29 protein-coding genes are annotated in these 25,241 nt (G+C 61.2%); 11 read left to right on the forward strand and 18 right to left on the reverse strand.

Annotated features, from left to right (window positions below; translation table 11 throughout):
- On the reverse strand, positions 1 to 830 hold an 830-nt coding region (locus Q0L62_RS11050; protein ID WP_296679736.1), incomplete at its 3' end, for a sterol desaturase family protein.
- A gap of 70 nt (positions 831 to 900) precedes the next feature.
- Here Q0L62_RS11050 and Q0L62_RS11055 point away from each other — a divergent pair.
- Positions 901 to 1,566, forward strand: coding sequence for a Crp/Fnr family transcriptional regulator (locus Q0L62_RS11055; RefSeq protein WP_296679737.1), 666 nt, complete (start codon positions 901 to 903; stop codon positions 1,564 to 1,566).
- Here Q0L62_RS11055 and tgt read toward each other — a convergent pair.
- The 5 genes from tgt to Q0L62_RS11080 all read right to left on the reverse strand — a co-directional run bounded on the left by tgt (position 1,555) and on the right by Q0L62_RS11080 (position 6,327).
- Entirely contained in the window at positions 1,555 to 2,694 is a 1,140-nt protein-coding gene (tgt, locus tag Q0L62_RS11060) for a tRNA guanosine(34) transglycosylase Tgt (RefSeq protein ID WP_296679738.1), read from the reverse strand. The two genes, Q0L62_RS11055 and tgt, sit on opposite strands and share 12 nt — an antisense overlap.
- 10 nt (positions 2,695 to 2,704) lie before the next feature.
- Positions 2,705 to 3,127, reverse strand: coding sequence for a hypothetical protein (locus tag Q0L62_RS11065; protein WP_296679740.1), 423 nt, complete (start codon positions 3,125 to 3,127; stop codon positions 2,705 to 2,707).
- A 3-nt stretch (positions 3,128 to 3,130) separates the two neighbouring features.
- A complete protein-coding gene (locus Q0L62_RS11070; protein WP_296679742.1) occupies positions 3,131 to 3,898 on the reverse strand; it encodes an ABC transporter permease in 768 nt (255 codons plus the stop codon).
- The gene (locus Q0L62_RS11075) at positions 3,895 to 4,827 is read right to left on the reverse strand and encodes an ABC transporter ATP-binding protein (protein ID WP_296679744.1); all 933 of its coding nucleotides are present in this window, start codon (positions 4,825 to 4,827) and stop codon (positions 3,895 to 3,897) included. Before Q0L62_RS11075 ends, Q0L62_RS11070 begins: the two co-directional genes overlap by 4 nt.
- 63 nt (positions 4,828 to 4,890) lie before the next feature.
- A complete protein-coding gene (locus Q0L62_RS11080) occupies positions 4,891 to 6,327 on the reverse strand; it encodes a carotenoid oxygenase family protein (protein WP_296679746.1) in 1,437 nt (478 codons plus the stop codon).
- A gap of 44 nt (positions 6,328 to 6,371) precedes the next feature.
- Between Q0L62_RS11080 and Q0L62_RS11085 the strand changes: the two genes are divergently transcribed.
- On the forward strand, positions 6,372 to 6,989 hold the full coding sequence (locus Q0L62_RS11085) for a TetR/AcrR family transcriptional regulator (RefSeq protein ID WP_296679748.1): 618 nt from the start codon (positions 6,372 to 6,374) through the stop codon (positions 6,987 to 6,989).
- Here the strand turns inward: Q0L62_RS11085 and queA are convergent.
- From queA to Q0L62_RS11110, 5 genes are all read right to left on the reverse strand, one after another.
- Entirely contained in the window at positions 6,953 to 7,987 is a 1,035-nt protein-coding gene (gene queA, locus Q0L62_RS11090) for a tRNA preQ1(34) S-adenosylmethionine ribosyltransferase-isomerase QueA (RefSeq protein WP_296679751.1), read from the reverse strand. The genes Q0L62_RS11085 and queA overlap by 37 nt on opposite strands.
- A 29-nt stretch (positions 7,988 to 8,016) precedes the next feature.
- On the reverse strand, positions 8,017 to 8,700 hold the full coding sequence (locus tag Q0L62_RS11095; RefSeq protein ID WP_296679754.1) for a peptidylprolyl isomerase: 684 nt from the start codon (positions 8,698 to 8,700) through the stop codon (positions 8,017 to 8,019).
- Positions 8,701 to 8,788: 88 nt separating this feature from the next.
- Positions 8,789 to 9,301, reverse strand: coding sequence for a pantetheine-phosphate adenylyltransferase (gene coaD, locus Q0L62_RS11100; protein WP_296679756.1), 513 nt, complete (start codon positions 9,299 to 9,301; stop codon positions 8,789 to 8,791).
- Positions 9,302 to 10,198, reverse strand: coding sequence for a polyprenyl synthetase family protein (locus Q0L62_RS11105; protein ID WP_296679757.1), 897 nt, complete (start codon positions 10,196 to 10,198; stop codon positions 9,302 to 9,304).
- Between the two features lie 4 nt (positions 10,199 to 10,202).
- Complete coding sequence (locus Q0L62_RS11110) at positions 10,203 to 10,460, reverse strand: exodeoxyribonuclease VII small subunit (RefSeq protein ID WP_296679759.1); 258 nt, start codon at positions 10,458 to 10,460, stop codon at positions 10,203 to 10,205.
- 62 nt (positions 10,461 to 10,522) lie between these two features.
- Here Q0L62_RS11110 and Q0L62_RS11115 point away from each other — a divergent pair, with 62 nt between their 5' ends.
- The 5 genes from Q0L62_RS11115 to Q0L62_RS11135 are packed head-to-tail and all read left to right on the forward strand — an operon-like array spanning position 10,523 to position 14,950.
- Positions 10,523 to 10,924: a DUF2177 family protein gene (locus tag Q0L62_RS11115; protein ID WP_296679761.1), complete on the forward strand. Its 402-nt coding sequence runs from the start codon at positions 10,523 to 10,525 to the stop codon at positions 10,922 to 10,924.
- A complete protein-coding gene (locus tag Q0L62_RS11120; RefSeq protein WP_296679763.1) occupies positions 10,924 to 11,568 on the forward strand; it encodes a hypothetical protein in 645 nt (214 codons plus the stop codon). The genes Q0L62_RS11115 and Q0L62_RS11120 overlap by 1 nt, the downstream gene beginning before the upstream one ends.
- 42 nt (positions 11,569 to 11,610) lie before the next feature.
- The gene (gene purL / locus Q0L62_RS11125) at positions 11,611 to 13,872 is read left to right on the forward strand and encodes a phosphoribosylformylglycinamidine synthase subunit PurL (RefSeq protein WP_296679764.1); all 2,262 of its coding nucleotides are present in this window, start codon (positions 11,611 to 11,613) and stop codon (positions 13,870 to 13,872) included.
- Positions 13,872 to 14,279, forward strand: coding sequence for a DUF3052 family protein (locus Q0L62_RS11130; RefSeq protein ID WP_296679766.1), 408 nt, complete (start codon positions 13,872 to 13,874; stop codon positions 14,277 to 14,279). The genes purL and Q0L62_RS11130 overlap by 1 nt, the downstream gene beginning before the upstream one ends.
- Positions 14,276 to 14,950, forward strand: coding sequence for a nitroreductase family protein (locus Q0L62_RS11135; RefSeq protein WP_296679768.1), 675 nt, complete (start codon positions 14,276 to 14,278; stop codon positions 14,948 to 14,950). The genes Q0L62_RS11130 and Q0L62_RS11135 overlap by 4 nt, the downstream gene beginning before the upstream one ends.
- A 4-nt stretch (positions 14,951 to 14,954) precedes the next feature.
- On the opposite strand, the gene Q0L62_RS11140 is transcribed toward Q0L62_RS11135, so the two are convergent.
- Both Q0L62_RS11140 and serB read right to left on the reverse strand, forming a co-directional pair.
- Positions 14,955 to 15,773 carry a Coq4 family protein gene (locus Q0L62_RS11140; protein WP_296679770.1) on the reverse strand — a complete coding sequence of 273 codons (819 nt, stop codon included), beginning with the start codon at positions 15,771 to 15,773 and terminating at the stop codon, positions 14,955 to 14,957.
- A 76-nt stretch (positions 15,774 to 15,849) separates the two neighbouring features.
- Positions 15,850 to 16,728: a phosphoserine phosphatase SerB gene (serB, locus tag Q0L62_RS11145; protein ID WP_296679772.1), complete on the reverse strand. Its 879-nt coding sequence runs from the start codon at positions 16,726 to 16,728 to the stop codon at positions 15,850 to 15,852.
- Between serB and miaA the strand changes: the two genes are divergently transcribed.
- From miaA to ilvC, 4 genes are all read left to right on the forward strand, one after another.
- A complete protein-coding gene (miaA, locus tag Q0L62_RS11150; RefSeq protein WP_296679774.1) occupies positions 16,721 to 17,677 on the forward strand; it encodes a tRNA (adenosine(37)-N6)-dimethylallyltransferase MiaA in 957 nt (318 codons plus the stop codon). The genes serB and miaA overlap by 8 nt on opposite strands.
- 154 nt (positions 17,678 to 17,831) lie before the next feature.
- A complete protein-coding gene (gene ilvB / locus Q0L62_RS11155) occupies positions 17,832 to 19,574 on the forward strand; it encodes a biosynthetic-type acetolactate synthase large subunit (protein WP_296679775.1) in 1,743 nt (580 codons plus the stop codon).
- Positions 19,575 to 19,576: 2 nt separating this feature from the next.
- Positions 19,577 to 20,092 carry an acetolactate synthase small subunit gene (gene ilvN, locus Q0L62_RS11160; RefSeq protein WP_296679790.1) on the forward strand — a complete coding sequence of 172 codons (516 nt, stop codon included), beginning with the start codon at positions 19,577 to 19,579 and terminating at the stop codon, positions 20,090 to 20,092.
- 104 nt (positions 20,093 to 20,196) lie between these two features.
- Positions 20,197 to 21,216: a ketol-acid reductoisomerase gene (ilvC, locus tag Q0L62_RS11165; protein WP_296679777.1), complete on the forward strand. Its 1,020-nt coding sequence runs from the start codon at positions 20,197 to 20,199 to the stop codon at positions 21,214 to 21,216.
- Between the two features lie 32 nt (positions 21,217 to 21,248).
- Here the strand turns inward: ilvC and Q0L62_RS11170 are convergent, their stop codons facing one another.
- From Q0L62_RS11170 to Q0L62_RS11190, 5 genes are all read right to left on the reverse strand, one after another.
- On the reverse strand, positions 21,249 to 22,637 hold the full coding sequence (locus tag Q0L62_RS11170; RefSeq protein WP_296679779.1) for an amino acid permease: 1,389 nt from the start codon (positions 22,635 to 22,637) through the stop codon (positions 21,249 to 21,251).
- Between the two features lie 52 nt (positions 22,638 to 22,689).
- Positions 22,690 to 23,826 (reverse strand): alpha/beta fold hydrolase, encoded by a 1,137-nt coding sequence (locus tag Q0L62_RS11175; RefSeq protein ID WP_296679781.1) that lies wholly within the window; start codon positions 23,824 to 23,826, stop codon positions 22,690 to 22,692.
- 11 nt (positions 23,827 to 23,837) lie between these two features.
- Positions 23,838 to 24,431, reverse strand: a complete 594-nt coding sequence (locus Q0L62_RS11180) for an HD domain-containing protein (protein ID WP_296679784.1) — start codon at positions 24,429 to 24,431, stop codon at positions 23,838 to 23,840.
- 67 nt (positions 24,432 to 24,498) lie between these two features.
- A complete protein-coding gene (locus Q0L62_RS11185; protein WP_296679786.1) occupies positions 24,499 to 24,915 on the reverse strand; it encodes a PaaI family thioesterase in 417 nt (138 codons plus the stop codon).
- Positions 24,915 to 25,241: serine hydrolase (locus tag Q0L62_RS11190; protein ID WP_296679787.1), on the reverse strand; the 327-nt coding region annotated here is incomplete at its 5' end. The genes Q0L62_RS11185 and Q0L62_RS11190, both read right to left, overlap by 1 nt.

Raw genomic sequence — 25,241 nt, forward strand, 5'->3', positions numbered from 1 at the left:
GGCTCTGCTCCGGGAACCGCGCGGTGCGGATCCTTGTTTTGGGGAAACACCGGCCACAGCAATTGCTGGCCCAGCGTTGCAGGCGGCAGATTTTCCACGCCGTAGCTTTGCGGATAAAGGCGGGTAATCTTGGCCGTGCCGAACAGCACATCCCAGAAAAACAGCAGGTTCCCGTAGTTTCCCTTGTAGTTTACGCCGGGATCGCTGGCATGGCGTCCGTGGTGCGCGTGATGGGTTGCCGGGGTCGATATCGTCCGTTCCACCACCCACATCAGCGGCGAAAGCGCCGGAACGCGGTACAGCGGCGCATCCCATTTCACATCGCTGTGCGCGCCGATAATCACCAGCATCTTCACCACCAGGTAACCGGCATAGACCCAGCCAAGCCCCAGGTAGACCAGCGCGGCGGCGCTCCAGATACTGGGCATCAAGGCATAATAGATGATGTTGTTTCGATAGACGAGCCGCACGCTCATATAGCGGGCATTATGATGCGCGCGGTGCAGGTTGTAGAGCCAGCCAAAGCTGTGCGATGCGCGGTGCCACCAATATTGCATCATGTCTTCGCAGACCAGCAGCAAGGCAATGGCGGGGATCAGGCCCAGGCCCGACAGGTATCCCCGCCAGGCCGGGGCGAACGTGCCGCCCAGAAAATCGACCAGGGCGATAATTGCCGGTTGGGTGCCGAATAACAGGACGACCGAGCTCAACACCTCGACAATACCGTCGTTGCGGCATTGCTCGTGTTTGGCGAACAGGCGGGTAGCAGCCAGTTCGGCAAGGCCGAAGCCGAAATAGATCGCGATGATTACCAGTGTCGGTGTTGGCATGCCACTCTCCCCGCCCAGACGCCTTGCGCGTTGTCACGCCCGGCGCTTTAGGGCATTCACCACCGCTGGAATGCAAAGAACTTATCATTTGTTTGCCGGGATTGGCACCCGTCTGGATAGCGACCTGGTCGACCGGCTGGGTGCGATCGGCATCCGGCGGCGCTTCGCCAAAAGCGCCGCAGTGCAGTTTCGCGGAACCAGCGGTGACGGGTTCTGGCTGATCATGTCGGGAGCCGTTACGCTCATGCGGTTTGGCGCGGACGGCGAAACGACCATCTACGGCGTGCTGGGTCCGGGCGACTTGTTCGGCGAACTGGCGTTCTTTGCCGGGATCGCACGGCAAGTCGATGCTGTCGCGGTGGAGGATGCAGAGCTGGTCTGGATCAACCGCGAGGTGAGCGACAGGCTGCTGCGTGACGAGCCCGGCTTTGCCCGCGTCTTGCTTGCCTCGCTGGCCAATCAGCTCCGCCTCGCTCTGGACCGCATTGAAGCAGACGCCCACCGCACGGCGGCCCAGCGGATCGCGGCGACGCTGGCCGATCTTGCCAGTCCGGGCGAAGGCAGCGTGCGCACAACCCAGCAGCAACTTGCCGATCTGGTCGGGGTGTCACGTGTCACCGCCGGCACCGTGCTGAGCAGGCTTGCGGCAGCGGGTCTGATCGCGCGCGGCTATGGCTACATCGAAGTGCCGGATCGCCGCTTGCTCCAGGTCTTTGCCGAAACGTCAGGCAGCTGAGACGAGCCTGTACCCGCGCCGGAAGTCAGCTGAAAACGCGGCGAAGCGCCCTTCCCTGATTGCCGCGCGCATGGCGGCCATCAACTGCTGGTAGAAGGTCAGATTGTGTTCGGTGAGCAGCATCGCCCCAAGGATTTCGCCGCTTTTATGGAGATGATGCAAATAGGCGCGGCTATACTTGGTGCAAGCGTCGCAGGGACAGCGTTCATCCAGCGGCGCGGTGTCTTCGGCGTGGCGGGCATTGCGCAGGTTGACCGGCCCGGCCCAGGTGAAGCCCTGCCCGTTGCGGCCCGAGCGGCTGGGGAGCACGCAATCGAACATGTCGACCCCGCGCTCAACCGCGCCGACCAGATCGTCGGGCTTACCCACCCCCATCAGGTAACGGGGGCGGTCTGCGGGCAGCATGTCGGGCGCGAAATCGAGCGTCGCAAACATTGCCTCCTGCCCCTCACCCACGGCCAGCCCACCAATGGCATAGCCGTCAAAACCGATGTCCTTCAGCGCATCGGCGCTTTCGCGGCGCAGGCTTTCATCAAGCGCGCCCTGCTGGATCCCGAACAGGGCGGCGCGACTTGCGTGGTCGTCCCCGCTGTCAAACCCGGCACGGCTGCGCGCGGCCCAGCGCATGGACATTTGCATCGACTGCTCAATCACGTCGCGCGGGGCATCGGCGCGCGGGCATTCGTCAAACGCCATGACGATATCACTGCCCAGCAGCCGCTGGATTTCCATCGAACGTTCCGGTGTCAGCAAGTGCGTGCTGCCGTCGAGATGGCTTTTGAAAGTGACGCCGTCCTCGGTGATTTTGCGCAGTTCGGACAGGCTCATCACCTGATAGCCGCCGCTGTCGGTCAGGATCGGCCGGTCCCAGTTCATGAACCGGTGCAGCCCGCCCAGCCGCGCCACCCTCTCGGCCCCGGGGCGCAGCATCAGGTGATAGGTATTGCCAAGCAGGATGTCGGCCCCGGTGGCACGCACGCTCTCGGGCTTCATCGCCTTAACGGTGGCCGCCGTCCCGACCGGCATAAAGGCCGGTGTGCGAATGATGCCGCGCTGCATCCGGATCGTGCCGGTGCGGGCCTTGTCTTCGGTAGCGTCGATTTCAAAGGTGAAGCGCGGGGCAGTCATGCCCGCTCCGCTAGACGAAGCGATTGCGCTCGACCAGCCCCACCAGCGCGCCGCGCATATCGGACCAGGCAGCGCCCTCGTCCCGGCTGGACGCAGGAGTGGCCGCTTCAACCACCTCGATCGTGGCTTCGATAAAGCCGCGATACCAGTCAGGCGGGACGTCGAGCGCGACGCGGTGCTGCGGAACGGATGTGTCAAAATAGATCCGCGTTTCCACCGGGCTCTCGAAACAAGTCATCATATAATAAAGCGTGTTGCCGACCATTTCGGCTTCCAGCTTGGCCGGGTTTCCGGGCGAATGGTGGCAAAAGTTCGCCTGGGCATCGGGATAGCGGGCATAGAACGCGGCCATCACTGCGGCCACAGGATCGCCCTGTTCTTCGGCATAGCGTTTAAGCCGAGCCTCGATATGGGCGGTGCGCAGATCTGCCACGGGTCAGCTCCTCAATCGCCAGCCAGTCTTGAACATCCACGCAATTACGCCGGCGCACAATGCCAGGAAAGCGATGGTCAGGGCAAAGCTGATCCAGATGTTGACATCGCTTTGTCCGGTAAAGGTCCAACGCAGCCCGTTGACGAGGTAGACGATCGGGTTTGCCAACGCGATGGATCGCCATGGCTGGGGAAGCATGGTGATCGAATAGAATGTGCCGCCCAGGAAGGTCAGCGGCTGAAGGATCAGCATCGGGACAATGCCCAGCTTTTCGAACCCGTCGGCCCAGACCCCAAGGGCAAAGCCAAACAGGGCAAAGGCAGCGGCGACCAGGACGATATAGAGCAGCGCCAGCAGAGGATGTGCGATATGGTAATCGACAAAGAAACTGGCCGTGACCAGAATGATCGCCGCCAGGATCAGCGACTTGGCCGCCGCCGCCCCGACAAAGCCGATCAGCGTTTCCGCCACGCCGACTGGGGCCGACAGCAGTTCGTAAATAGTGCCGGTGAAGCGCGGCATGTAAATGCCGAAACTGGCGTTGCTGGTGGTTTCGCCCAGCAAGGTCAGCAGCAAGAGCCCGGGGATGATGTAGGCGCCATAAGACACGCCGCCGATCTGGGTCATTTTGCTGCCGATCGCGGCGCCAAACACGATAAAATAAAGCGAGGTCGTCATAACGGGGGCGAAGATTGACTGAAAAAAGGTGCGGAACGCGCGCATCAGTTCAAAGCTAAAAATCGCGAAGGCGCCGCGCGGGTTGAAGCTCATGCCTTCTGCTCCACCAGATCGACAAAAATATCTTCAAGGCTGGACTGCCGCGTATCGAGCGCGGTGAACGCGATGTTGGAGCGGACAAGCGCTTCGGTCAGGCGGGCAACTTCGCCCCGCGCATCGACCGCGCCGCCGTGTCCGCGATATGTCAAGCTGGCGCCATCGTCGGACAGGACCAGCGGATAATCAACAAGGGCTGCCGGCACTTCGCGCAGCGGTACAGCCAGTGCAAACTCTGCCTCGATGCTGCCCATCCGCGCCATCAACGCGCGCTTTTCCTCCACCAGCAAAAGGCGACCCTTGTCGATGACGCCGACCCGGTCGGCCATTTCCTCGGCTTCTTCGATGTAATGTGTGGTCAGAACGATTGTCGTGCCCTTGGCCCGCATCGCCCCGATCTGGCGCCACATGTCACGGCGCAGTTCGACATCTACCCCGGCGGTCGGTTCGTCCAGGAACAGCAATTGCGGATCGTGGGCCAGCGCCTTGGCGATCAGGACGCGGCGCTTCATCCCGCCGGACAGGTGGCGGATCTGGCTGTCGCGCTTGTCCCACAGGGTCAGCGAGGTCAGGATTTCTTCGATCCGCGCCGGGTCACGTTTCAGCCCGAACAGTCCTCGCGAATAGTTGACCGCGTCGCTCACCTTGGTGAACATGTCGGTTGCCATTTCCTGAGGCACCAGGCCGATGCGTGCCCGGGCCGAGCGCCAATCTTTGGCAAGGTCCACGCCAAATGCGCGGATGGTGCCGCCGCTGGGCCGGACCAGGCCGCAAACCGCGCCGATCAGCGTGGTTTTGCCGGCACCATTGGGACCCAGCAAGGCAAATATCTCGCCTTGGTTGATTGTCAGGTCGACCGCATCAAGCGCGATCGGGCCATCGGCATAACGCTTGGTCAGGCCCTGTATTTCAAGAATCGGCTGCATGGTCGGCGCGACTGTCGCGCCGCGCCGACCATTTGCCAAGCGAATTGGGTTTCCGTTCGAAACTTAGCCTGCGTCAGGCAACCAGTTGCCGTGGAAGCCCGGCGGCACGCGGTGCGGAATATGGACGCTGGCGACCGGGTCTTTCGTAATATCGGAAGCATCAAGAATGACCAGATCGGTCGTTTCGGCCGCCGTATCTATCACATAACCCATGATCCATCCGTCTCCTTCCGCAGCGTCGGCGCTGCGCGGCACGAAGACGAATTCGCCCGCGACCTTGCCTGGGCCGAAATCGTGGACCTGCCGTTCACCGGTTTCCATGTCGTAGCGGTAGATCGGCGCTTCACCCAGGAAGCCGTCGCTGTCGTGCGGGAGCCCAAGCGACCACGCGTAGCGATAGGACTGACCGAAAAAGCGCTCATCCGGCCGGTGGAACTCCTGCGGAGTGCTGTCGATGGTGATCCGCTCTACCTTGCTGCCCTTGGGATCGATCAGCCAGCGTTCCATACCCAGCGGCTTGCCGTTGGGGCCATCGGGACCGCCGGCAAACATGGTTTCATGGACCGACATATCGCAGACGACCACCCCGTCTTCGCGTTCAAAGCTGTTGGAGACATGGAAGACGTAGCACGGATCGACATCGCACCATATAATGTCGTCCGCCGTGCCGGTGCGCGGCATCAGGCCGACCCGGGCCTTATGTTCGGTGTTCCAGCCATAGGGAAATTGCTGTCCGGCAACCAGCGCGCCCATCGAAAAAGTGACCGGCAAATCGAAAATCAGCACGTAATTCCGGGTGATCGAGCATTCGTGTATCGATGGGCCATCGCGCACCGGGATTGGCTCTTGCCGGGTGACTTTGCCATCCGCTGAGACAACCACGTGCCAGACCTTGTTCTGGGTCATGCCGTCATAGACGATGGCATTCAGTTCACCGGTCAGCGGGTCTTGGTGCGGATGGGCGCTGAACGGTACGGTCAGCGTTCCGCCAAAATCGGTGTAGGCAATGGTTTCCAGATTGCCGTCCAGTTCTGCCGGGAACGATCCTGCCTCGACAATCGCCAGGATCTTGCCGTTGTGCTGGATGATGTTGGTGTTGACCAGATCGCGGCGGCCGCGGCGCGGACCGGGGGCTGCCTTGGGACCGCCCCGTTCCTGCAGATCAAGCGAGCGGATGTAGCGATTGCGATACCACAGCGCCTGCCCGTCCCTGATCCGTACGCCGTGGACCATGCCATCGCCCACAAACCAGTGATGCCCGCGTGGATCAGGATTGAACGGATTGGGCCCGTTGCGGACATAACGCCCGTCAAGCTGGGCCGGAATTGTTCCGGTGACACGAAGATTTTCAAGCGTCAGCTCTTCGGGCATCGGCGCGTGGATTCCGGTGAGAAACGGATGATCGCGGCTCTTGTCCTTCAACGCGCGGTTGATGCTGGCCATGGTCGTGACGCCTTTGGTCACTACGGACCGGATCGCGGTTTCTACGGCGCTTGCCATGACTTCGTTCTCCACCTAATGTTGATGGCGTAAACATAGAGGCAATGATAACAGTGTCAACATCAAAAGCGGCAGAACGCGCTTATCATCACGGCGATTTGCGCAGCGCACTTCTGGACGCGGGCCTCAAAGCTCTGGAAACAGGCAATATTTCGGATATTTCATTGCGGCAGCTGGCACGCGATGTTGGCGTTTCAGCGACAGCCGTTTACCGCCATTTTCCTGATAAGCAGGCGCTGATGCAGGCCCTCGCGCAAGAGGGTATCGACCGGCTGGGCCAGTTCCAGCAGCTGGCCGCAGCCGATTCCCACAACAGCGGGGACGCTTTTGCCGCAACCGGCCGGGCTTATGTCCGCTTTGCCCTGTCCAATCCGTCGCTGTTCCGCCTCACGTTCGGCGAATGCGACCGTGCCGGGCAGACCCTGTTTGGTGAGAACCTTGCGGCGAAAATGCTGCAGCAACGCGCAGCCAGTGCTTCTGGCGGAGATGCAACCGCCGAACAGACACTGATGATCCAGGCCTGGGCCGTAGTCCACGGTCTGGCCATGCTGATGCTGGACCGGCAATTGCCTCCGGATGATGGCCTGATCGACCGGGTGATAGACGCCCGGACGCTGTTTACCGCCTATTCGACCGGCAACAGCAGCGACGAATCGCCGTAGGAATAGAACCTGTAGCCCTGCGCTATTGCATGGGCGTAGACCTGCTGCATCCGCTCCAGCCCCATCAGCGCCGAAACCAGCATGAACAGGGTCGATTTGGGCAGATGAAAGTTGGTCATCAGCCCGTCGACCGCCTTGAAACGGTAGCCGGGGGTAATGAAGATCGCCGTATCGCCGCTGAACGGGCGGATCACGCGGTCAGTCCCGGTGGCGCTTTCCAGCAGGCGCAGACTTGTGGTGCCGACGGCGATCACGCGTCCTCCCCGGCTGCGCGCCGCATTGAGCCGGTCGGCAGTGTCGGCGTCAATCGTCCCCCATTCGGCGTGCATTCGGTGTTCGGAAGTGTCGGCGGCCTTGACCGGCAGGAATGTGCCCGCGCCGACGTGCAGCGTCAGCGTTTCGCGCCCGATCCCTGCGTTTTCCAGCCCGGCAATCAGTTCCGGCGTGAAGTGCAGCGCCGCAGTGGGCGCCGCCACAGCCCCATCGCGCGCGGCAAACATGGTCTGATAGTCGGCGCGATCCTGCTGGTCGGTGGCGCGTTTGCCAGCGATATAGGGCGGCAGCGGCATCTGACCGGCCCGCTCCAGCAGCAGTTCCACCGGATCTTCACCCAGAAAGTTGAGCGTCCAGCTGCCATCATCGCCCCGCGCTTCGGCGACGGCCTCGACCCCGGAGGGAAATTCAATCAAATCGCCTGCCCGCAGACGCTTTCCGTTGCGCACGAACGCCTGCCAGCGGCGCAGGTCGATCCGTTTGTGCAGCGTCGCGCCAATCCGCGCCTGGCCGCGCTTGCCTTCAAGCTGGGCCGGAATGACGCGCGTATCGTTGAACACCAGCACATCGCCGGTGCGCAGTAGCCCCGGCAGGTCGCGCACGACGCAGTCTTGCAGTGCCGCTTGACCCTGCGCCAGCAGCAGCCGCGCCGAATCGCGCGGCTTTGCCGGCCGAAGGGCTATGTTTTCGGGCGGGAGATCGAAATCGAACAGTTCAACGCGCATGGCGCGCCGTCCCTAGACCACAATTACAGTCAGTTCGACTTGGACTTGGTCAACATATCGGCTGAAATCGCGGGAGTGATTACCGGCATCGCCACCGGCGGCGGAGCCTTGCCCTCGCTCATCAGCGAAGCTTGCACCACCTTGGTCGGGTTGGCCGGCGGTTCGCCGCGCTGAATTGCGTCAACCTGATCCATCCCGGCGATCACACGGCCAAAATTGGTGTAGCGGTGGTCCAGCGCGAAACGCGGGTAGAACACGATAAAGAACTGACTGTTGGCGGTATCGGGATCGTTGGTACGGGCCATTGAAACCGTTCCGCGAACGTGCGGCATATAATTGAACTCGGCCTTCAGATCGGGCAGTTTCGAACCGCCCTGGCCTGTCCCTGTCGGATCGCCTGTTTGTGCCATGAAACCGTCGATCACGCGGTGAAAGACCACACCGTTATAAAACCCTTCCCTGGTCAGGGTCTTGATCCGGTCAACATGGGTAGGCGCCCAGTTGGGCATCAGGCGGATCAGCACGCGGCCGCCATTCGATAGGTCGAGCACCAGCACGTTTTCAGGATCGACGGCGGGATCGGCATTCACCACCGCGCTCATTGCAGGAGCGACAGGCGCGGCCGGAGCAGCCGGCTTCTTGTCTTTGGCCAGCACGGGCGCGGATAGCAGCGTCAGGCCAAAGGCCAGGGCAGTAACGGAACGTCGGATCATATGGGTAAATCTCGATAAGCAACTGCTGTCAGGGTGCGCAGATAGCGGCGCGCGGCTGTCGTGGCAATGAACGGGGCTGGCTTTACCATCAGGTGTCGCGGCGGCCGTCCTCGGCAGCGATGCGAGCCACAACTTCGTCGCGCACCGTAGAGCTTACAAAGCGCGAAATGTCGCCGCCATAAACGGCTATTTCCTTTACCAGACGCGAGGCGATCGGCTGAAGCGATACATCGGCCATCAGGAAAACCGTTTCGACATGGTCGTTAAGCTGCCGGTTCATGCCGGTAAGCTGATACTCATATTCGAAATCGGTCACCCCGCGAATGCCGCGGATCACCACCGACGCGCCCATCGCATCGGCAAAATCCATCAGCAACGAATTAAAGCCGACGACGCGAATCGTGCAGTCTTTTAGGTCTGCCACTTCGCGCGCGACCATCGCCATGCGTTCATCATCATTGAACATCGGTGATTTTGCGATGTTAGTGGTAACCCCGATAATCAGTTCATCGACCAGCCGCGCACCGCGCTTGATGATGTCCATATGCCCCAGAGTAATGGGGTCGAAAGTCCCCGGGTAAACGCCAATCCGCTTTGCCATTCAGCGATCCCTTTCGACGATGTAGCGCGCCACGGCGCGCAGCAGGTCGGCCTCCTGGCCGTAGGAATTGAGATAGGCGAGAGCCTGATCGACCAGCATCCGCGCCTGTTCACGGGCGCGTCCTTCACCCAGCAGGCCGACAAAGGTCTGTTTGCCCGCTGCGGCATCCTTGCGCAGCGCCTTGCCGGCCTTTGCCTCGTCCCCGGCGTGATCAAGGAGGTCATCGGCAATCTGGAACGCCAGGCCGATGTCGCGGGCATATCCGCGCAAGTGCATGCGTCCTTCGGGCGGAAGTTTGCCCAAGACCGCGCCCATTTCAACCGCGGCCGAAAGCAAAGCGCCGGTTTTAAGTTGCTGCATCCGCGTAACGGCAGGCAAGTCGAGCGCTTGGCCTTCTCCGTCGATGTCCAGCATCTGCCCGCCGACCATACCCTGCGCGCCCGCTGCCGAAGCAAGCACCAGCACCAGTTCAGCGCGGACGAATGGATCACCGCTGGTCGCCGGATCGGCCAGCACCTCGAACGCAAAGCTCTGCAGGGCGTCACCGGCCAGCACCGCCTCGGCATAGCCGAATGCCGTGTGCGTCGATGGCTTGCCGTGGCGCATGGCATCGTCATCCATGCACGGCAGATCGTCATGCACCAGCGAGTACGCATGGATCGCCTCAATCGCGATTGCAGCGCGCAGCGCGTTTGTCCGGTCAGCCCCGTGCATTGTAGCGGTGGCGGTTAACAACAACGGACGCAGCCGCTTGCCCCCGCCAATCGCGGCATGGCGCATCGCTTTGGCCAGTTTTCCCTCGGCTGGCAGCAACGCATCGAACATCGCATCGACCTCGCGGGCGATCGCCGGCAGCGTTTCGGCCAAAATGCGGTCAGCGCCGGTCAGCGCAGCCATTTGCCTAGCGCCCCGTATCGGGATCGAATGGCTGGGTCGATGCAGCCTGGCCATCCGGCCCGGCCACGATCAGTTCAATGCGGGCCTGCGCCGCATCCAGGCGTGCCTGACAGTGCTTGCGCAGTGCCTCACCCCGTTCGTAGAGCGTGATCGTGGCATCCAGCGGCACTTCACCGCTTTCCAGCTTGCGCACCACGTCTTCCAACGAGCGCAAGGCATCCTCAAAACTAAGGGCGGTAATATCGGGTGCTGCATCATCCATCGTTGCCAGCATTGACCTTGCGGCAAGCGGCGGTCAAGCTGCGTTCAAATGGAGGGGCGTCGATGAAGTGGATTATAGCCTATGTAGCGGCCGCGGTGTCATTCGGCGCGCTTGATGCCTTATGGCTGCGCTGGGCCGGACCAAACCTGTACCGGCCGGCGCTGGGCGACTTGCTTGCCCCGTCGTTCCGCCTTGCCCCGGCGCTGGTGTTCTATGCGTTCTACGTCGCCGGGATGGTGTGGTTCGCAGTCCGACCGGGGCTGGAACAAGGCACGCCCCATGCCGTGCTGAACGGCGCGCTGCTGGGCGCGCTATGTTATGCAACCTATGATCTGACCAATCAGGCAACGATGAAAGTATGGTCAGGGTCGGTCAGCGCGATCGATATCGCCTGGGGCGCAGCCGCAACGGCATTGGCCAGCGGCATTGCGGCCTATGCTGTGCGCAAGCTGGTTCTTGGCTGATGTTTGTCGGTCATTGGGCGCCCGCTCTGGCCGTTGCCAGTCGCCGCTCGGCACCGGGCGTCGGAGCACTGTTCATTGCGGCGCAGCTGATCGACTGGGCGTTCTTCATCCTGCTGCTGCTCGGGGTCGAGCATATGCGCTTCAGCCCCGGCATTTCGGCAATGAACCCGATGGATCTTTACCACATGCCGATCACGCACAGTCTGTTTGGCGCGGCGTGCTTTGCCACTGTCTTTGCGGTGATGGTCTGGGCTGCAACGCGTGATCGGATCGCTGCCATTCTGGGCGGGGCGGTAGTGCTGTCACACTGGCTGCTCGACCTGCTGGTCCACGTTCCCGATCTGACGCTGGCTGGCGATCCTCCCAAACTGGGTTTGGGCTTGTGGAATTATCCCGCAATCGAAATGCCGTTGGAACTGGGGATGACCTTCGGCGCCTTGTGGTTTTATGCAAGCGCGCGCCGGCCGGCGCCGCTGCGGCTGGGCCTGATGGCGGCGCTGTTACTGGCGCTGCAACTGTTCAACTGGTTCGGCCCCATCAAGCCTGAGGTTACGGCCGGCACCAGTGTGCTGGCGCTGGCGGCCTACGGACTTGTTACACTGACGGCCTGGTGGATGGGGAAAAGCGCCCGCGCGTCAGCGTGAAGGGTCTGGCGCACCGCGCCCGCGCCCGCTATGCGCCCGCGCATGGCTGAAATCACCGCAGACGTCGTTGCCCAGCACGGGCTGTCCGAGGAGGAATACCAGCGCGTGCTCCACGCATTGGGGCGTGAACCCAATCTGGTCGAACTCGGCATCTTTTCGGTGATGTGGTCCGAACATTGCAGCTACAAATCCAGCCGCATTCACCTGAAAAAGCTCCCCACCGAGGCGCCCTGGGTAATATGCGGCCCTGGCGAAAATGCCGGCGTTATCGATATTGGCGACGGGCAAGCGGCGATCTTCAAGATGGAGAGCCACAACCACCCCAGCTATATCGAGCCTTATCAGGGAGCGGCAACCGGGGTTGGCGGCATTTTGCGTGACGTTTTCACCATGGGTGCGCGCCCCGTCGCAAACATGAACGCCCTGCGCTTTGGTGACCCAAAGCATCCCAAGATGAAATCGCTGGTCAAAGGCGTGGTTGCGGGAATCGGCGGCTATGGCAACTGCGTTGGTGTGCCGACCGTGGGCGGCGAAACGAATTTTCACAGCGCCTATGATGGCAACATCCTGGTCAACGCAATGACAGTAGGCGTCGCCGATGCCGACAAGATTTTCTATTCCGCAGCCACCGGAATTGGCAATCCCATCGTCTATGTCGGTTCGAAGACCGGCCGCGACGGAATCCACGGGGCGACCATGGCCAGCGCCGATTTTGGCGAAGATGCCGAGGCCAAGCGTCCGACCGTCCAGGTTGGCGATCCCTTTACCGAAAAGCTGCTGATCGAAGCCTGTCTGGAATTGATGTCAACCGATGCGATCGTCGCGATCCAGGATATGGGCGCGGCAGGCCTTACCTCCAGCTCGGTCGAAATGGCGACCAATGGCAAGGCCGGGATCATTCTCGACATGGACAAGGTGCCATGCCGTGAAGAGGGCATGACCCCCTATGAGATGATGTTGAGCGAGAGCCAGGAGCGAATGCTGATGGTTCTCAAGCCCGGCAAGGAACCGATGGCCGAAGCTATCTTCAGAAAGTGGGAACTGGACTTCGCCATAATCGGCGAGGTGACGGATACCGGCCACATGGTTCTGACCTGGCAAGGCGAAACGGTATGTGACATTCCGCTGGGTCCGCTGGCCGAGGATGCCCCGCTCTATGATCGGCCCGCACTCAGCCTCGCCGAATACAAGGCCTGGGCCAAGGTCAGACCGCTGACTTCACCGCCAACCAGTGCCGATCCGGGCGCAGACCTGCTTACGTTGATGGGCTGCGCCGATCTGGCCAGCCGGCGCTGGATATGGGAACAATACGACAGTCAGGTCGGGGCCGATACCCTTCAGAAAAGCGGCGGCGATGCAGCAGTGGTGCGGCTTCACGGAACGCGCAAGGCGTTGGCGATAAGCACGGATTGCACCCCGCGCTACTGCTTTGCTGATCCTTATGAGGGCGGCAAACAGGCTGTAGCGGAAACCTATCGCAACATCTCTGCAGTTGGTGCCAAGCCTTTGGCAATTACCAATTGTTTAAACTTTGCGAATCCGCAAAGGCCCGAAATCATGGCCCAAATTGTAGAGGCATTGCGCGGTATGGGCGATGCCTGCCGCGCGCTCGATTATCCGATCGTTTCAGGCAACGTCAGCCTGTACAACGAAAGCAAGGCGACCGGCGGCGGATCGGCAATTCTGCCTACCCCGGCGATCGGCGGTGTCGGACTGATGCCGGACTACGCCGACATGGCAACGATCGCCTTCAAGGACGGGGCGCAAAAGATCCTGCTGATCGGCGCCGATGCAAAGGCCGTGCCTGAACTGGGCCAGTCGCTGTGGCTGCGCGAAGTGCATGGCCGTGAACACGGGATGCCGCCTCAGGTAGACTTGGCCCGCGAGCGCGCCAATGGCGAGTTTCTGCGCCAAATGATCGCGCAAGGCCATGTGACGGCTGTTCACGATGTCGCCGACGGCGGCATTCTGGTGGCGGTGGCTGAAATGGCGCTGGCATCGGGCATTGGTGCCCGGCTCGACATGACCTCGTTTGAGGATCTGGTAGATAGCGAAAGATTCAACCACGCCTGGTCGCTGTTTGCGGAAAACCAGGGCCGCTACATCGTGACCGAACCGTTCGACAGCCACGTTGTCAAGAAGGCGGCAAGGGAGCTCGGAATCGGCTGCTGTTTCATCGGCTGGACCGGGGGTGATACGATTGCGCTGTGCCGCGGCGGAGAAGAAGCGATCTATCCCGAAATCAATCTTGGTGCCCTGCGCGAAGCCAATGAAGCCTTTTTCCGCGACTGGATGGAGAGCTGATGACCGAAGGCTATTCCGGCACGCCGCTTGCCAAGAAGCTGTCCCTGCGTGACGGACAGCGGGTCTGGTTCGACGGTATGCCTGAAGACGTCTTCGATGAAATTGCCGAGTATGCACTGGAACTGATTTTTGTGGCGGATCCGGCAGAGGGTGTGGATGCAGCGCACGTCTTTGTGACCCATCGCAGCGCGCTGGAAAAGCACCTGAATGCGCTGCGCCGTCAGATTGCGTCCGATGGCCATGTCTGGGTGAGCTGGCCCAAGCAGGCCGCCAGTGTCGCCACCGACATCACCGAGGATACTATTCGCGAACTCGCCCTGCCCCTGGATTTCGTCGATACCAAGGTTTGCGCTGTCGATGAGGTTTGGTCCGGTCTGAAACTGGTGATCCGCAAGGAACTGCGATGAACAAATACAGCCAGCTCCCCTACCCTACGCTACCGCAGTACAGCGATGCCGAGCGGCTTGAGCGTGCAAGCGCATTCTATGAGCAGCTGCGCTGCCGCCGCACATGCCGCTTCTTTGCCGATACGCCGGTCCCGCGCGCCCTGATCGAACAGGCCATTCTTGCTGCCGGCACAGCCCCGTCAGGTGCCAATCATCAGCCGTGGCACTTTGCCGCTATCGGATCGAGCCAGGCCAAGCGCGAGGTACGCCGCTTGGCCGAAGACGAGGAACGTGCCTTTTACGCCGAAAAGGCCAGCGCTGAATGGCTGGACGCGCTGGCGCCGCTCGGCACCGACGATGTGAAACCCTATCTGGAAATCGCGCCGTGGCTGATAGCGGTGTTCGGCCAGCGGCGCGGTGGACCCAATCCCGGCGACGCGCGGCAAAATTACTATTTGACGGAAAGTGTCGGAATCGCCGCGGGCCTGCTGCTGGCGACGCTCCACGATGCGGGGCTTGCCACCCTTACCCACACCCCTGCGCCAATGAAGTTCCTTAACACCATCTGCGCGCGACCGGCTGACGAAAAGCCGCTTATGCTGATCGTTGTTGGCCACCCGGCTCCCGGCGCAACCGTACCGGAGCATGCGGTGACGCGAAAGCGGCTGGATCAGGTATCCAGCTGGATCTGAAAAACTACGCTGCCTGCTGGACTGGCGCCATCAGGTCATAAGGGTCGATCCCGGCCGCCCGCCAGCGGGCGTGTGCATCCCAATAATTTTGCGGACGCGTGATGTTGAGTTTGGCGCGCGCTTCTTCAAGCGGCATCGCCAGTATATCGGTGATCGACTGTTCAACCAGCCGCGGACAGGCTTTGCCCAGCCGCTGCGCCTCGCGCACTGAACGGAATATCGGCACCTTGACTGCCTTGTGCTTCTTGATTTCGTAAGCCCCGGCATAACCCAGGAACAGATGTGCCGGACTGGGCTGCTGGCTGTAAGTGAAGGCTAGCACGCACTGTTCACCCAGCGCATCGCGGCCAAAGCCGGTCAGCACGTGCAGAAGATCGTGGGTGTCGCGCATGCGGTTGAAATACCAGCTGACCTGATCATCCCAATACATATCTGCCGGGCGGTTCTTGTCCAGTTCGTCAATCAGGCCCTGCGCCGTCAGCCCCTCACGCTCCATGAAATCGCAATAGGCATGGGCCACGCTGCCCTCTGGCAATCTGCGCAAAGCGGCATGATCGTCCAGAATTGCGACCAGCGACGGCTCTTTCCGCCGGATTTCCTGGGCCTTGTCGGTCTTAAGAAACGTTAGAGCCGCGTTATAGATGCCGCGCCAGGGAAGCGCCTCAAACACGCCCGATACCTGTGCGGTATCCTCCTTGTCCTTGACCAGTTCCTTGAAATGACGCCACGCCTTGGGCAAATCATAGCGCATTTTTGGACGACCGGGCAGCATCAGCGGCAGGTCATCGGTCGCGGCGGGAGCAAGGGCTGTCTGCATGTTCATAGCATCGAAGATGATGCAAATTACTTACAGCTTTGTCAATACAGCGTTGCATTTCGCAACGGACCATGCCGGCAGTTCAGTCAGTGACCCATTCTGATCTGGCGATTCCCAGCAATTTCAGCACGCTGGTCAAATCGCCTCGGTCGATCGCGCCGTTTGATGCTGCTCTGGCCTTGGGTTTGGCGTGATAAGCAAAGCCATAGTCAGCTGCGACCAGCATCGGAATATCGTTGGCGCCATCACCGGTGGCCAGACTCGGCACGCCATCGCAGCGGCTCACCTCATCCTGCAGCACCTGCAGCTTGACGGTGCTGTCGACAATGTCTCCGGCCAGTTCACCGGTCAGCCTTCCCTTCGATGTTGCCAACCGGTTGCCCACGACACGTTCAAACCCGAGCCATCCCGCGACCGGATCGGCAAACTGGTGAAACCCGCCCGTGACCAGCACGGTGACGCAACCGTTTGCTTTTAGCGTTTCGACCAGAACCCTGGCTCCCGGCATTGGCCGGATGCGCTGGTCCAGGCACTGCTGGATGGCATCCTCGCTCAGACCGCCAAGCAGGCGAACCCGCTCGGTCAGCGCTTCAGCAAAATCGAGTTCGCCCAGCATCGCACGCTCGGTAATCGCGGCTATCTGGCCCTTGATCCCGGCAAAGTCGGCCAGTTCGTCAATGCACTCCTGTCCGATCATGGTGGAATCCATGTCTGAAACGAAGACCCCAGGCATGCGGGGAAGTCCAGTTGACAGCAGCAGATCGACCGGGGCCAAGGTGGCCTCGATAGCGCTGCGCGCTGCGGCCCGATCGCCCGAAATCGCCAGTTCAAGCACATCGCCGAAATCCGGCAAAAGTTCGGCACTGTGGACGTGCGCGCCAGCGGATTCCAGCGCATGGACTGCGTCTGCGCCAAAGGCAGACAGCGTTGCAGGTTCTGCTATCACGCGGGCAATGAGCACGTCCTACTCTCCTGAATCGGCCGATAAGCCGCCGCTTGCGCTAATTGCAGGGCCGACAGCCAGCGGCAAGAGCGATATGGCGGTCCAACTTGCCGAAGCCCTTGCAGCGAAGGGCCGCAAAGGCGTGATAATCAACGCCGATAGCGCGCAGGTCTATGCTGATCTGCAAATTCTCAGCGCGCGTCCTTCCGCTGCAGAGATGCGCGGCATCGAACACCGCCTGTTCGGCATGTGGGACGGCGCGGCGGCCTGTTCCGCTGCCGACTGGGCGCAAGCGGCGCGCGCGGAAATCGATGCAGTTCATCGGGACGGCGGCATCCCGGTACTGGTTGGCGGGACGGGGCTTTATATCCGCACGTTGCTCGATGGGATTGCCCCCGTCCCGCCGATCGATCCTGCTATTCGCGCCTCCGTGCGCGCATTGCCCGTGCCCGATGCTTATGCCGCGCTGATCAAAGAAGATCCGGCCCGTGCGGCGCGGCTGGCCCCGGCGGACACCACGCGGGTCGCGCGCGCGCTTGAGGTAGTACGATCGACCGGGCGTGTAATGGCCGCATGGCAGGCCGAAAAAGTCGGGGGAATAGCCGGCCAGGTTGCGCTGCATCCCGCCGTGCTTTTGCCTTCGCGCGCCTGGTTATATGACCGCTGCGATCGGCGTTTCTCAAAAATGCTGGGCTGCGGAGCCATTGATGAGGTGCGCGCGCTGATTGACCGGCAGATCGACACAGCAATGCCGGTGATGCGCGCGATAGGCGTGCCGGAGATTTCAGACTTCCTTGCCGGAAAGATTGACTTTGCCGTTCTGGAAGCGCGCGGCGCGCAGGCCACGCGCAATTATGCCAAGCGGCAATACACGTGGTTCCGTCAGCAAACTCCTGACACATGGCCACGCCTTGCCGACATTGATTACAATTTGGATGATATTTTCGCATCATTATGTCGCACTTAGCGCTTGACACGTTACATACTGTCTTTTAGGGGCACTTCCAAGCCGGTCTTCCGGTCCGTTTTTCCGAGTTGGAGAGGCAACCCGGCGCAGCCTAGCCTGCGCCGGGTTAGTTCTTTAAGGGAGCGGCGAATTGGCGAATGAAAGGTCAGTTACAGTGAGCGAGGAGCGCAGCGGCGCATCTATCCTGGTCGAAAGCCTGGCGCGGCAGGGGGTCGAATTCGTATTCGGCTATCCTGGCGGCGCGGTGTTGCCGATCTACGACGCGCTGTTCGATGATGCCCGGATTCGCCATATCCTGGTCCCGCACGAAGCCGGTGCGGCCCACGCCGCCGAAGGTTATGCGCGCTCCACCGGCAAACCCGGCGTCGTGCTGGTTACTTCCGGCCCGGGCGCGACCAATGCGGTTACCGGTATTGCCGATGCCTTCATGGATTCGATTCCTCTGGTGATCATCACCGGCCAGGTGCCGACCGCGCTGATCGGTTCCGACGCATTTCAGGAAGCCGATACCATTGGCATCACGCGCCACTGCACCAAACACAACTACCTGGTTAAAGATCCGGCTGAGCTTGCCGCGATCATTGACGAGGCGTTCGAAATTGCCACCACCGGCCGCCCCGGTCCGGTCGTGATCGACATTCCCAAGGACGTGCAGATCGCCTCGGCCACCTGGTCTGATGGCAAGCCGCAGCGCCCTGCTCGCTATAACCCGCCCTCCACCGGGAGCGAGCGTGACATCGCCCGCGCGATAGAACTGCTCGCCAATGCCAAGGCGCCGGTGTTCTATACCGGCGGCGGCGTGATCAATTCCGGCCCCCGGGCAACGGCCCTGCTGCGCGAATTGCAGCAACTGACCGGCGCGCCCGTTACCAGCACCCTGATGGGCCTGGGCGCGTTTGCGGCCGATCATCCCGACTGGCTGGGGATGCTGGGCATGCACGGCACGTTTGAAGCCAACATGACGATGAACCGGGCGGATCTGGTAGTCTGCATTGGCGCACGCTTTGACGATCGGGTTACCGGACGGCTTGATGCCTTTTCGCCGCATTCGACCAAGATCCACATCGATATCGACCGCGCCTCGATCAACAAGACTGTGCCGGTCGACCTGCCGATCCTGGGCGATTGCGCCAAGGTGCTCGATCAGCTGATCACCGCCTGGGGCACCCGCAAGGCGCAGGACCTGACTGACTGGAAAGCCCGGATTGATGGCTGGCGCGCGCGTGACAGCCTGGCCTACCCCGCCAGCAGCAAGGCGATCATGCCCCAGCTGGCAGTCGAGCGGCTGTTTGCGCTAACCCGCGACAAGGATCCGATCATCGCCACCGAAGTCGGCCAGCACCAGATGTGGGCGGCACAGTATTTTCACTTCTTCGGGCCGAATAAATGGCTGACCTCGGGCGGTCTTGGCACCATGGGCTATGGCTTGCCCGCCGCAATCGGCGCGCAATTGGGCAATCCGGACAGCCTGGTGATCGACATTGCCGGCGATGCATCGATCCAGATGAACATCCAGGAGCTGGGCACCGCAACGCAGTTCCGCCTGCCGGTAAAGGTATTTGTCCTCAACAACGAATGGATGGGCATGGTCCGCCAATGGCAGGAACTGACGTACGAAAGCCGCTATTCCAATTCCTATTCAGACAGTCTGCCCGATTTCGTCAAGCTGGCCGAAGCCTATGGCTGGAAAGGCATCAGGATCGAGAACGAAAGCCAGCTCGATGCCGGGATCCAGGCGATGATCGACCACGACGGGCCCGTTATCGTTGATTGCATGGTGGCCAAGGAGGCCAACTGCTATCCGATGATCCCCAGCGGCGCAGCGCATACCGAAATGATCCTCTATGGCGATCAGGTAGCGGGCACGATGGATGACGAAGCCAAAGCGCTGGTGTGATGATGAAGATCAAGCATGAGGCGTCGGAACGCCATGTCCTGACCATCACGGTCGATAACGAAGCGGGCATCCTGGCCAAGATCGCCGGGCTGTTCACCGCGCGCGGCTACAACATCGATAGCCTGACCGTGGCCGACATCACCGAAAATCATTCGGTCAGCCGGATCACCATCGTCACGCACGGCCCGCCGGCTGTCATCGACCAGATTCACGCTCAGCTGGACCGGCTGGTTCCGGTCCACAAGGTAGTCGATCTGACCGAAATGGGCGATCACGTTGAACGCGAGCTTGCCCTGGTCAAAGTCGCCGGGACCGGGGAAGCCCGGGTCGAAGCGCTGCGTCTGGCCGATGTGTTCCGCGCCAAGGTAATCGATACCACTACTGGAAGCTTTGTGTTCGAGCTGACCGGCGCGCCTGACAAGATCGATCGTTTTGTCGCACTGATGCGCGAGCTTGGCCTGGTCGAGGTTGGCCGAACCGGTGTCGTTGGGATGATGCGCGGGGCCGAGGCGGTTTGATTAATTCGCGCCGTCCCCGCGAAAACGGGGACCGATGGCCTTCGGGCGGCGCGTTTGTGACAGCGATTCCCGCTTTCGCGGGAAAGACGAAATGAGGGACTGAAATGAAAGTTTACTACGACGCCGATGCCGATCTGAACCTCGTCACAGACAAGAACATCGCAATTTTGGGTTACGGCTCGCAGGGCCACGCCCACGCGCAGAACCTGCGTGACAGCGGGATCAAGAATGTAGCGATCGCGCTTCGCCCCGGCTCGGCCAGCGCCAAGAAGGCAGAGGCCGCTGGCTTCACCGTGATGAGCAACAGCGATGCGGCCAAGTGGGCCGACGTGCTGATGATCCTGGCGCCGGACGAACACCAGGCGGCGATCTGGGCCGATGACGTACGTGGCAACCTGCGCCCTGGCAGTGCACTGGCTTTCGCCCACGGGCTCAACATTCACTTCGGGTTGATCGAGGTTCCCGCCGACATCGACGTGATTATGATCGCGCCCAAGGGCCCCGGCCACACGGTGCGCAGTGAATACCATAAAGGCGGCGGCGTGCCGTGCCTGATCGCGGTACACCAGGACGCCACCGGCAACGCCCATGACGTCGCGCTCGCCTATGCTTCGGGCGTCGGCGGTGGCCGCAGCGGCATCATCGAGACCAATTTCAAGGAAGAGTGCGAAACCGACCTGTTCGGAGAGCAAGCGGTGCTGTGCGGCGGGATCACGCACCTGATCCAGGCCGGGTTCGAAACCTTGGTCGAAGCCGGTTACGCCCCGGAAATGGCTTATTTCGAATGCCTTCACGAAACCAAGCTGATCGTCGATCTGCTCTATGAAGGGGGGATCGCCAACATGCGCTATTCGATCAGCAACACCGCTGAATATGGCGACATCACCACCGGCCCGCGGATCATCACCAACGAAACCAAAGCTGAAATGAAACGCGTGCTGGCCGACATCCAATCGGGCCGGTTCGTAAAGAACTTCGTGCTCGACAACCGCGCCGGTCAACCTGAACTGAAAGCAGCGCGCAAGGCCGCAGAAGCGCACCCGATCGAACAGACCGGCGCCAAACTGCGCGCGATGATGCCGTGGATCGGAAAGAACAAGCTGGTCGATCAGGAAAAGAACTGATTACCGGCTGAGTGAAGTCGATGGCCCGGGGTTCACCCTCGGGCCATTCGCATTGCGCCATAGCCCAGCAGGAAGGCTGCTGCGACTGCCAGGCTGGCCCAGAACTGGCTTGCCAGCGCCGGTTCGATCGCCATGAACACCACCACTGCCAGCATGGCCGCGATTGCAAACAGAGTGGCAAAGGGGTGGAACCACATCCTGATCTGTAACGATTTGGTAGCCTCGCGCTCAATCATCGCGCGGGTACGCAACTGGGCGACCGCTACCATCAGATAAAGCAGCAGCATCGTCACACCGGACGAGTTCAGCAGAAAGCTGAACACGGTGTCGGGCGAAATCCGTTCCATCGCCAACGCGCCGTAGGAAAACAGGCTGGCAACCAGGATCGCGCGCGCCGGCACCTTGCGTGCGTTGACCGCGACCAGCCACTGCGGCGCATCACCGTGGCCAGCAAGCCCGAACAGCGTGCGCGAGGTGACATACAAGCCTGAATTGAGGCACGAAAGCACCGCCACCAACACGACCAGGTTCATGATCGTTTCCCCGCCTGGCACCTGCATTGCCGCCAGCGTGGCTGCAAAGGGCGAATAGCCCGGCACAATCTGGCTCCACGGCACCACAGAAACGATCATCAGGATCGCAAGGATATAAAACACGACGATCCGCACCGTGACGGTCAGCGAAAGCCGTGCCACCGCCTTGGCCGGCTCGGCGCTTTCGGCAGCGGCGATGGTCGATATTTCGGCCCCGCACAGTGCAAAAATTGTCGAAGTCACAGCGGCCAGCGCAACTCCCCATCCCTTGGGCGCGAAACCGCCATGCTCAGTCAGGTTGGAAAAGGTTGGGCCAGACGGATTCGAGATACCAAAGGCCCATGCACCGGCAACGAATATGAAGCCGATGATCGCCAGCACCTTGGTCAGCGAAAACCAGAACTCGAACTCGCCATATGAACGCGTCGACATCAGGTTTACGCCGGTCAGCAGCGCCATCAGGCCGACGCCGATTTGCCACGGCTCCACCTGCGGGAACCATTGGCCCAGGATCTTGGCCCCGGCAATCGCCTCGATCGCGACCACCACTACCCAGAAATACCAGTAGAGCCAGCCCGACAGGAAGCCCGCCCAGTGGCCGATGCCGGCGCGCGCGAAATCGGGAAAAGCCTGGACGCCTGGCATTGCCATCGCCATTTCCGAAATCATGCGCATCACCAGCATGATGATGAGGCCCGCCAGCGCATAAGTGATAACGGCTGCTGGCCCGACCTGTGCAATGGTGGTCGATGATCCCACAAACAGCCCGGCGCCGATGATTCCGCCGATGGCAATCATCGAGATGTGCCGGTTCTGCAGGCTTTGGCTCAGCTGTGGTTTGCCATAGGCGCCAAGCGCAATGTCTTCAGCCGGTATCACGTCGTTCATTGATGCTCCCCTTGCCGACTGGTTAGCGGTTGGGCAGAGCGGCACAAGGGGGTCAGCGCATCAGGGCGAATGCTGTCCTCAATTCACTTACGAAGGCATCGGGCTGCTCCCAGGCCGCGAAATGCCCGCCCTTTTCCATTGTCCCCCAGTGGACCAGACGCTTGAAATTGCGCTCCGCCCATTTGCGCGGGGTCGGCAGAATTTCCTTGGGAAATGCGCTGACCGCAACTGGCAGGGCAACCTCTTGCGGCGCGAAGCTGCCAAAGCTTTCCCAATAGAGCCGCGCCGAGGATGCGCCCGTTCCGGGCAGCCAATACAGCATCAGGTTGTCAAGGATCTGATCGCGGCTGAGTGCATCATAGGGCGATCCCTGGTTGTCGGTCCAGGCCCACATCTTTTCAAAAATCCAGGCGGCAAGGCCAACGGGCGAATCGACCAGGCTGTAGCCGATTGTCTGCGGCCGGGTGCGCTGCTGGGTGGAATAACCCGAATCCCAGTCCTGATAATGCTTGAGCGCAGTCAGCGCCTTCAGATCGCTGGCGGTGGGGTGGGCAAGATCATGCTCGGTCGGCCGTGCGGTTGGCATGTTAAGGTGGATGCCTACACAGCCGGTGATGCGCTGTGCCGCAATCGACGTGGTCACCACGCTGCCCCAGTCTCCGCCCTGGGCGAGCCAGCGGCTGTAGCCAAGCCGGGCCATAAGCTGGCCCCAGGCGCGGGCGATCTGTTCAACGCCCCATCCCTTTTTCACGGGTTTACCGGAAAAGCCGAACCCCGGCAGCGACGGTGCGACAACGTGGAACGCATCTTGCGCCCGGCCACCAAAGCGCACCGGATCGGCCAGCTGGTCGATCACCCCCATGAACTCGATCACCGATCCGGGCCAGCCGTGAGTGATGATCAACGGTACGGCATCGGGATGCGGCGAGCGGACGTGGAGGAAGTGAATGTCGAGCCCGTCGATTTCCGTAACGAATTGGCCCAATGCATTCAGCCGCGCTTCGCACCGGCGCCAGTCATAATCCTTGCGCCAATACTGGGCGAGATCCTTGACCGCTTCGAGCGGCGCACCTTGGGACCAGTCGTCCACGCACTCACGTTCGGGCCAACGGGTCTGCGCGATCCGGGTTTTCAGATCATCAAGGTGAGGCTGGGCAATATTCAGCGTAAACGGACGAATTGCCGGCACGGACGATTGCCTCAGCTCATCGACTTCTTGTATACGCTGTTCAGCGGCCGCTCGAACATCTTCATCACCATCGGTTCAAAGAACGACAGCGGCGCGCTGTCATAGTCGGGGTCGAAAGCCGGGCAATCGTACTTCTCGATAAATTCGGCCGTGGCCTGATAGTGTTCGTGGCCGCGATACTCTTCGCGCATGTCGCGGTTTAGTCCGATGTAATGGAAGAAGTTGTAGCCCTGGAAAATGCCGTGATGCTGGGTGATCCAGTGCAGTTCTTCGGACACGAAAGGCTTGATGATCGCGGCGGCAATGTCAGGATGGTTAAAGGCTCCCAACGTATCGCCGATGTCATGGAGCAAAGCCATCACGACATAGTCGTCGCTGCGGCCGTCGCGATGGGCGCGGGTGGCAGTTTGCAGGCAGTGGGTCAGCCGATCGACTGCGAACCCGCCGCAGTCGCCATCAAGCAACCGCAAGTGGTCGAGCACACGTTTGCCGCCACTTTGCGCAAACGGCTTCATGTGCGTCATGATGATGTCCCAGTCTTCCTGGGTGCCTTCGCTCATGGTGTGAAACTGCGCGGTCGCGTCCATCAGATCGTGGTCGGCCATGGCCCTCTCCTTTGTCCCGTTTGGCGCAGCCTAACCCGGATCGGTCCCCTTGCGAAACTGATTTTCGTCAGGTGCTATCCTGCGCCGCCCGCGATGCGGCTTCCACCCGCGCCCGTTCGGCCAGCAGGATGGTTGAAGTTGCCTTGGCCAACACAGTGCCGGCGCCATCTTTAAGGCAGCCTTCGTAAAAGCAGGTGCGCTTTCCATGGCGTTCGACCCAACCTTCGGCGAAGACCGGGCCCGGGCGCGCGGGGGCAAAGAAACTGACCTTCAGTTCCAGCGTCATCGGCGTCACAGCTGCGCCGTTCCGGGCGATCGCGGCGTGGGCCATGGCGGCATCTATCCAGCCGCTGACGAAGCCGCCCTGCACGACCCCGCCCGAATGGCACATACCGGGACGCGCCTCATATTCGATGATCGCGCGCCCGGACGGGTCAAGCTCGATTACCCGGACCATGCCCATCGTTGCGTAGAGATCGTCCATCAGGTCAGCGCCGCGTAGATCATGGTCCGCAGTTCACGCCGTACCGGATAGCTGGAGCTTGGCCCAAGCTGGGTCATGAACACCATGGTCAGCCGTTCCGCCGGATCGACGAAGAACGCGGTTGAATACATTCCGCCCCAATAAAACTCGCCAACCGAACCCGGGATCATCAGCGGCGCGACATTCTGCGTCACGGCAAAGCCCAGGCCGAACCCGACCCCGGCGTTCGACGCCTCGCTGAACAATGACTTCGACCACGACGCCAGATCCCCGCCATCGGGCAGGTGGTTCAGCGTCATCAGACCCAGCGTCTTGCGCCCGACAAT

Origin of the sequence: Novosphingobium sp., assembly GCF_024642085.1 — a bacterium.
In the GTDB taxonomy this organism is placed as follows: Bacteria; Pseudomonadota; Alphaproteobacteria; order Sphingomonadales; family Sphingomonadaceae; genus Novosphingobium.

Bases quoted from the DNA above. Each gene is read 5' to 3' on its own strand.
- Q0L62_RS11055 (WP_296679737.1), top strand. From the start codon at position 901: ATGCAAAGAACTTATCATTTGTTTGCCGGGATTGGCACCCGTCTGGAT.
- tgt (WP_296679738.1), bottom strand. From the start codon at position 2,694: ATGACTGCCCCGCGCTTCACCTTTGAAATCGACGCTACCGAAGACAAG.
- Q0L62_RS11070 (WP_296679742.1), bottom strand. From the start codon at position 3,898: ATGAGCTTCAACCCGCGCGGCGCCTTCGCGATTTTTAGCTTTGAACTG.
- Q0L62_RS11075 (WP_296679744.1), bottom strand. From the start codon at position 4,827: ATGCAGCCGATTCTTGAAATACAGGGCCTGACCAAGCGTTATGCCGAT.
- Q0L62_RS11080 (WP_296679746.1), bottom strand. From the start codon at position 6,327: ATGGCAAGCGCCGTAGAAACCGCGATCCGGTCCGTAGTGACCAAAGGC.
- Q0L62_RS11085 (WP_296679748.1), top strand. From the start codon at position 6,372: ATGATAACAGTGTCAACATCAAAAGCGGCAGAACGCGCTTATCATCAC.
- queA (WP_296679751.1), bottom strand. From the start codon at position 7,987: ATGCGCGTTGAACTGTTCGATTTCGATCTCCCGCCCGAAAACATAGCC.
- Q0L62_RS11095 (WP_296679754.1), bottom strand. From the start codon at position 8,700: ATGATCCGACGTTCCGTTACTGCCCTGGCCTTTGGCCTGACGCTGCTA.
- coaD (WP_296679756.1), bottom strand. From the start codon at position 9,301: ATGGCAAAGCGGATTGGCGTTTACCCGGGGACTTTCGACCCCATTACT.
- Q0L62_RS11105 (WP_296679757.1), bottom strand. From the start codon at position 10,198: ATGGCTGCGCTGACCGGCGCTGACCGCATTTTGGCCGAAACGCTGCCG.
- Q0L62_RS11110 (WP_296679759.1), bottom strand. From the start codon at position 10,460: ATGGATGATGCAGCACCCGATATTACCGCCCTTAGTTTTGAGGATGCC.
- Q0L62_RS11115 (WP_296679761.1), top strand. From the start codon at position 10,523: ATGAAGTGGATTATAGCCTATGTAGCGGCCGCGGTGTCATTCGGCGCG.
- Q0L62_RS11120 (WP_296679763.1), top strand. From the start codon at position 10,924: ATGTTTGTCGGTCATTGGGCGCCCGCTCTGGCCGTTGCCAGTCGCCGC.
- purL (WP_296679764.1), top strand. From the start codon at position 11,611: ATGGCTGAAATCACCGCAGACGTCGTTGCCCAGCACGGGCTGTCCGAG.
- Q0L62_RS11130 (WP_296679766.1), top strand. From the start codon at position 13,872: ATGACCGAAGGCTATTCCGGCACGCCGCTTGCCAAGAAGCTGTCCCTG.
- Q0L62_RS11135 (WP_296679768.1), top strand. From the start codon at position 14,276: ATGAACAAATACAGCCAGCTCCCCTACCCTACGCTACCGCAGTACAGC.
- Q0L62_RS11140 (WP_296679770.1), bottom strand. From the start codon at position 15,773: ATGAACATGCAGACAGCCCTTGCTCCCGCCGCGACCGATGACCTGCCG.
- miaA (WP_296679774.1), top strand. From the start codon at position 16,721: ATGAGCACGTCCTACTCTCCTGAATCGGCCGATAAGCCGCCGCTTGCG.
- ilvN (WP_296679790.1), top strand. From the start codon at position 19,577: ATGAAGATCAAGCATGAGGCGTCGGAACGCCATGTCCTGACCATCACG.
- ilvC (WP_296679777.1), top strand. From the start codon at position 20,197: ATGAAAGTTTACTACGACGCCGATGCCGATCTGAACCTCGTCACAGAC.
- Q0L62_RS11170 (WP_296679779.1), bottom strand. From the start codon at position 22,637: ATGAACGACGTGATACCGGCTGAAGACATTGCGCTTGGCGCCTATGGC.
- Q0L62_RS11180 (WP_296679784.1), bottom strand. From the start codon at position 24,431: ATGGCCGACCACGATCTGATGGACGCGACCGCGCAGTTTCACACCATG.
- Q0L62_RS11185 (WP_296679786.1), bottom strand. From the start codon at position 24,915: ATGGACGATCTCTACGCAACGATGGGCATGGTCCGGGTAATCGAGCTT.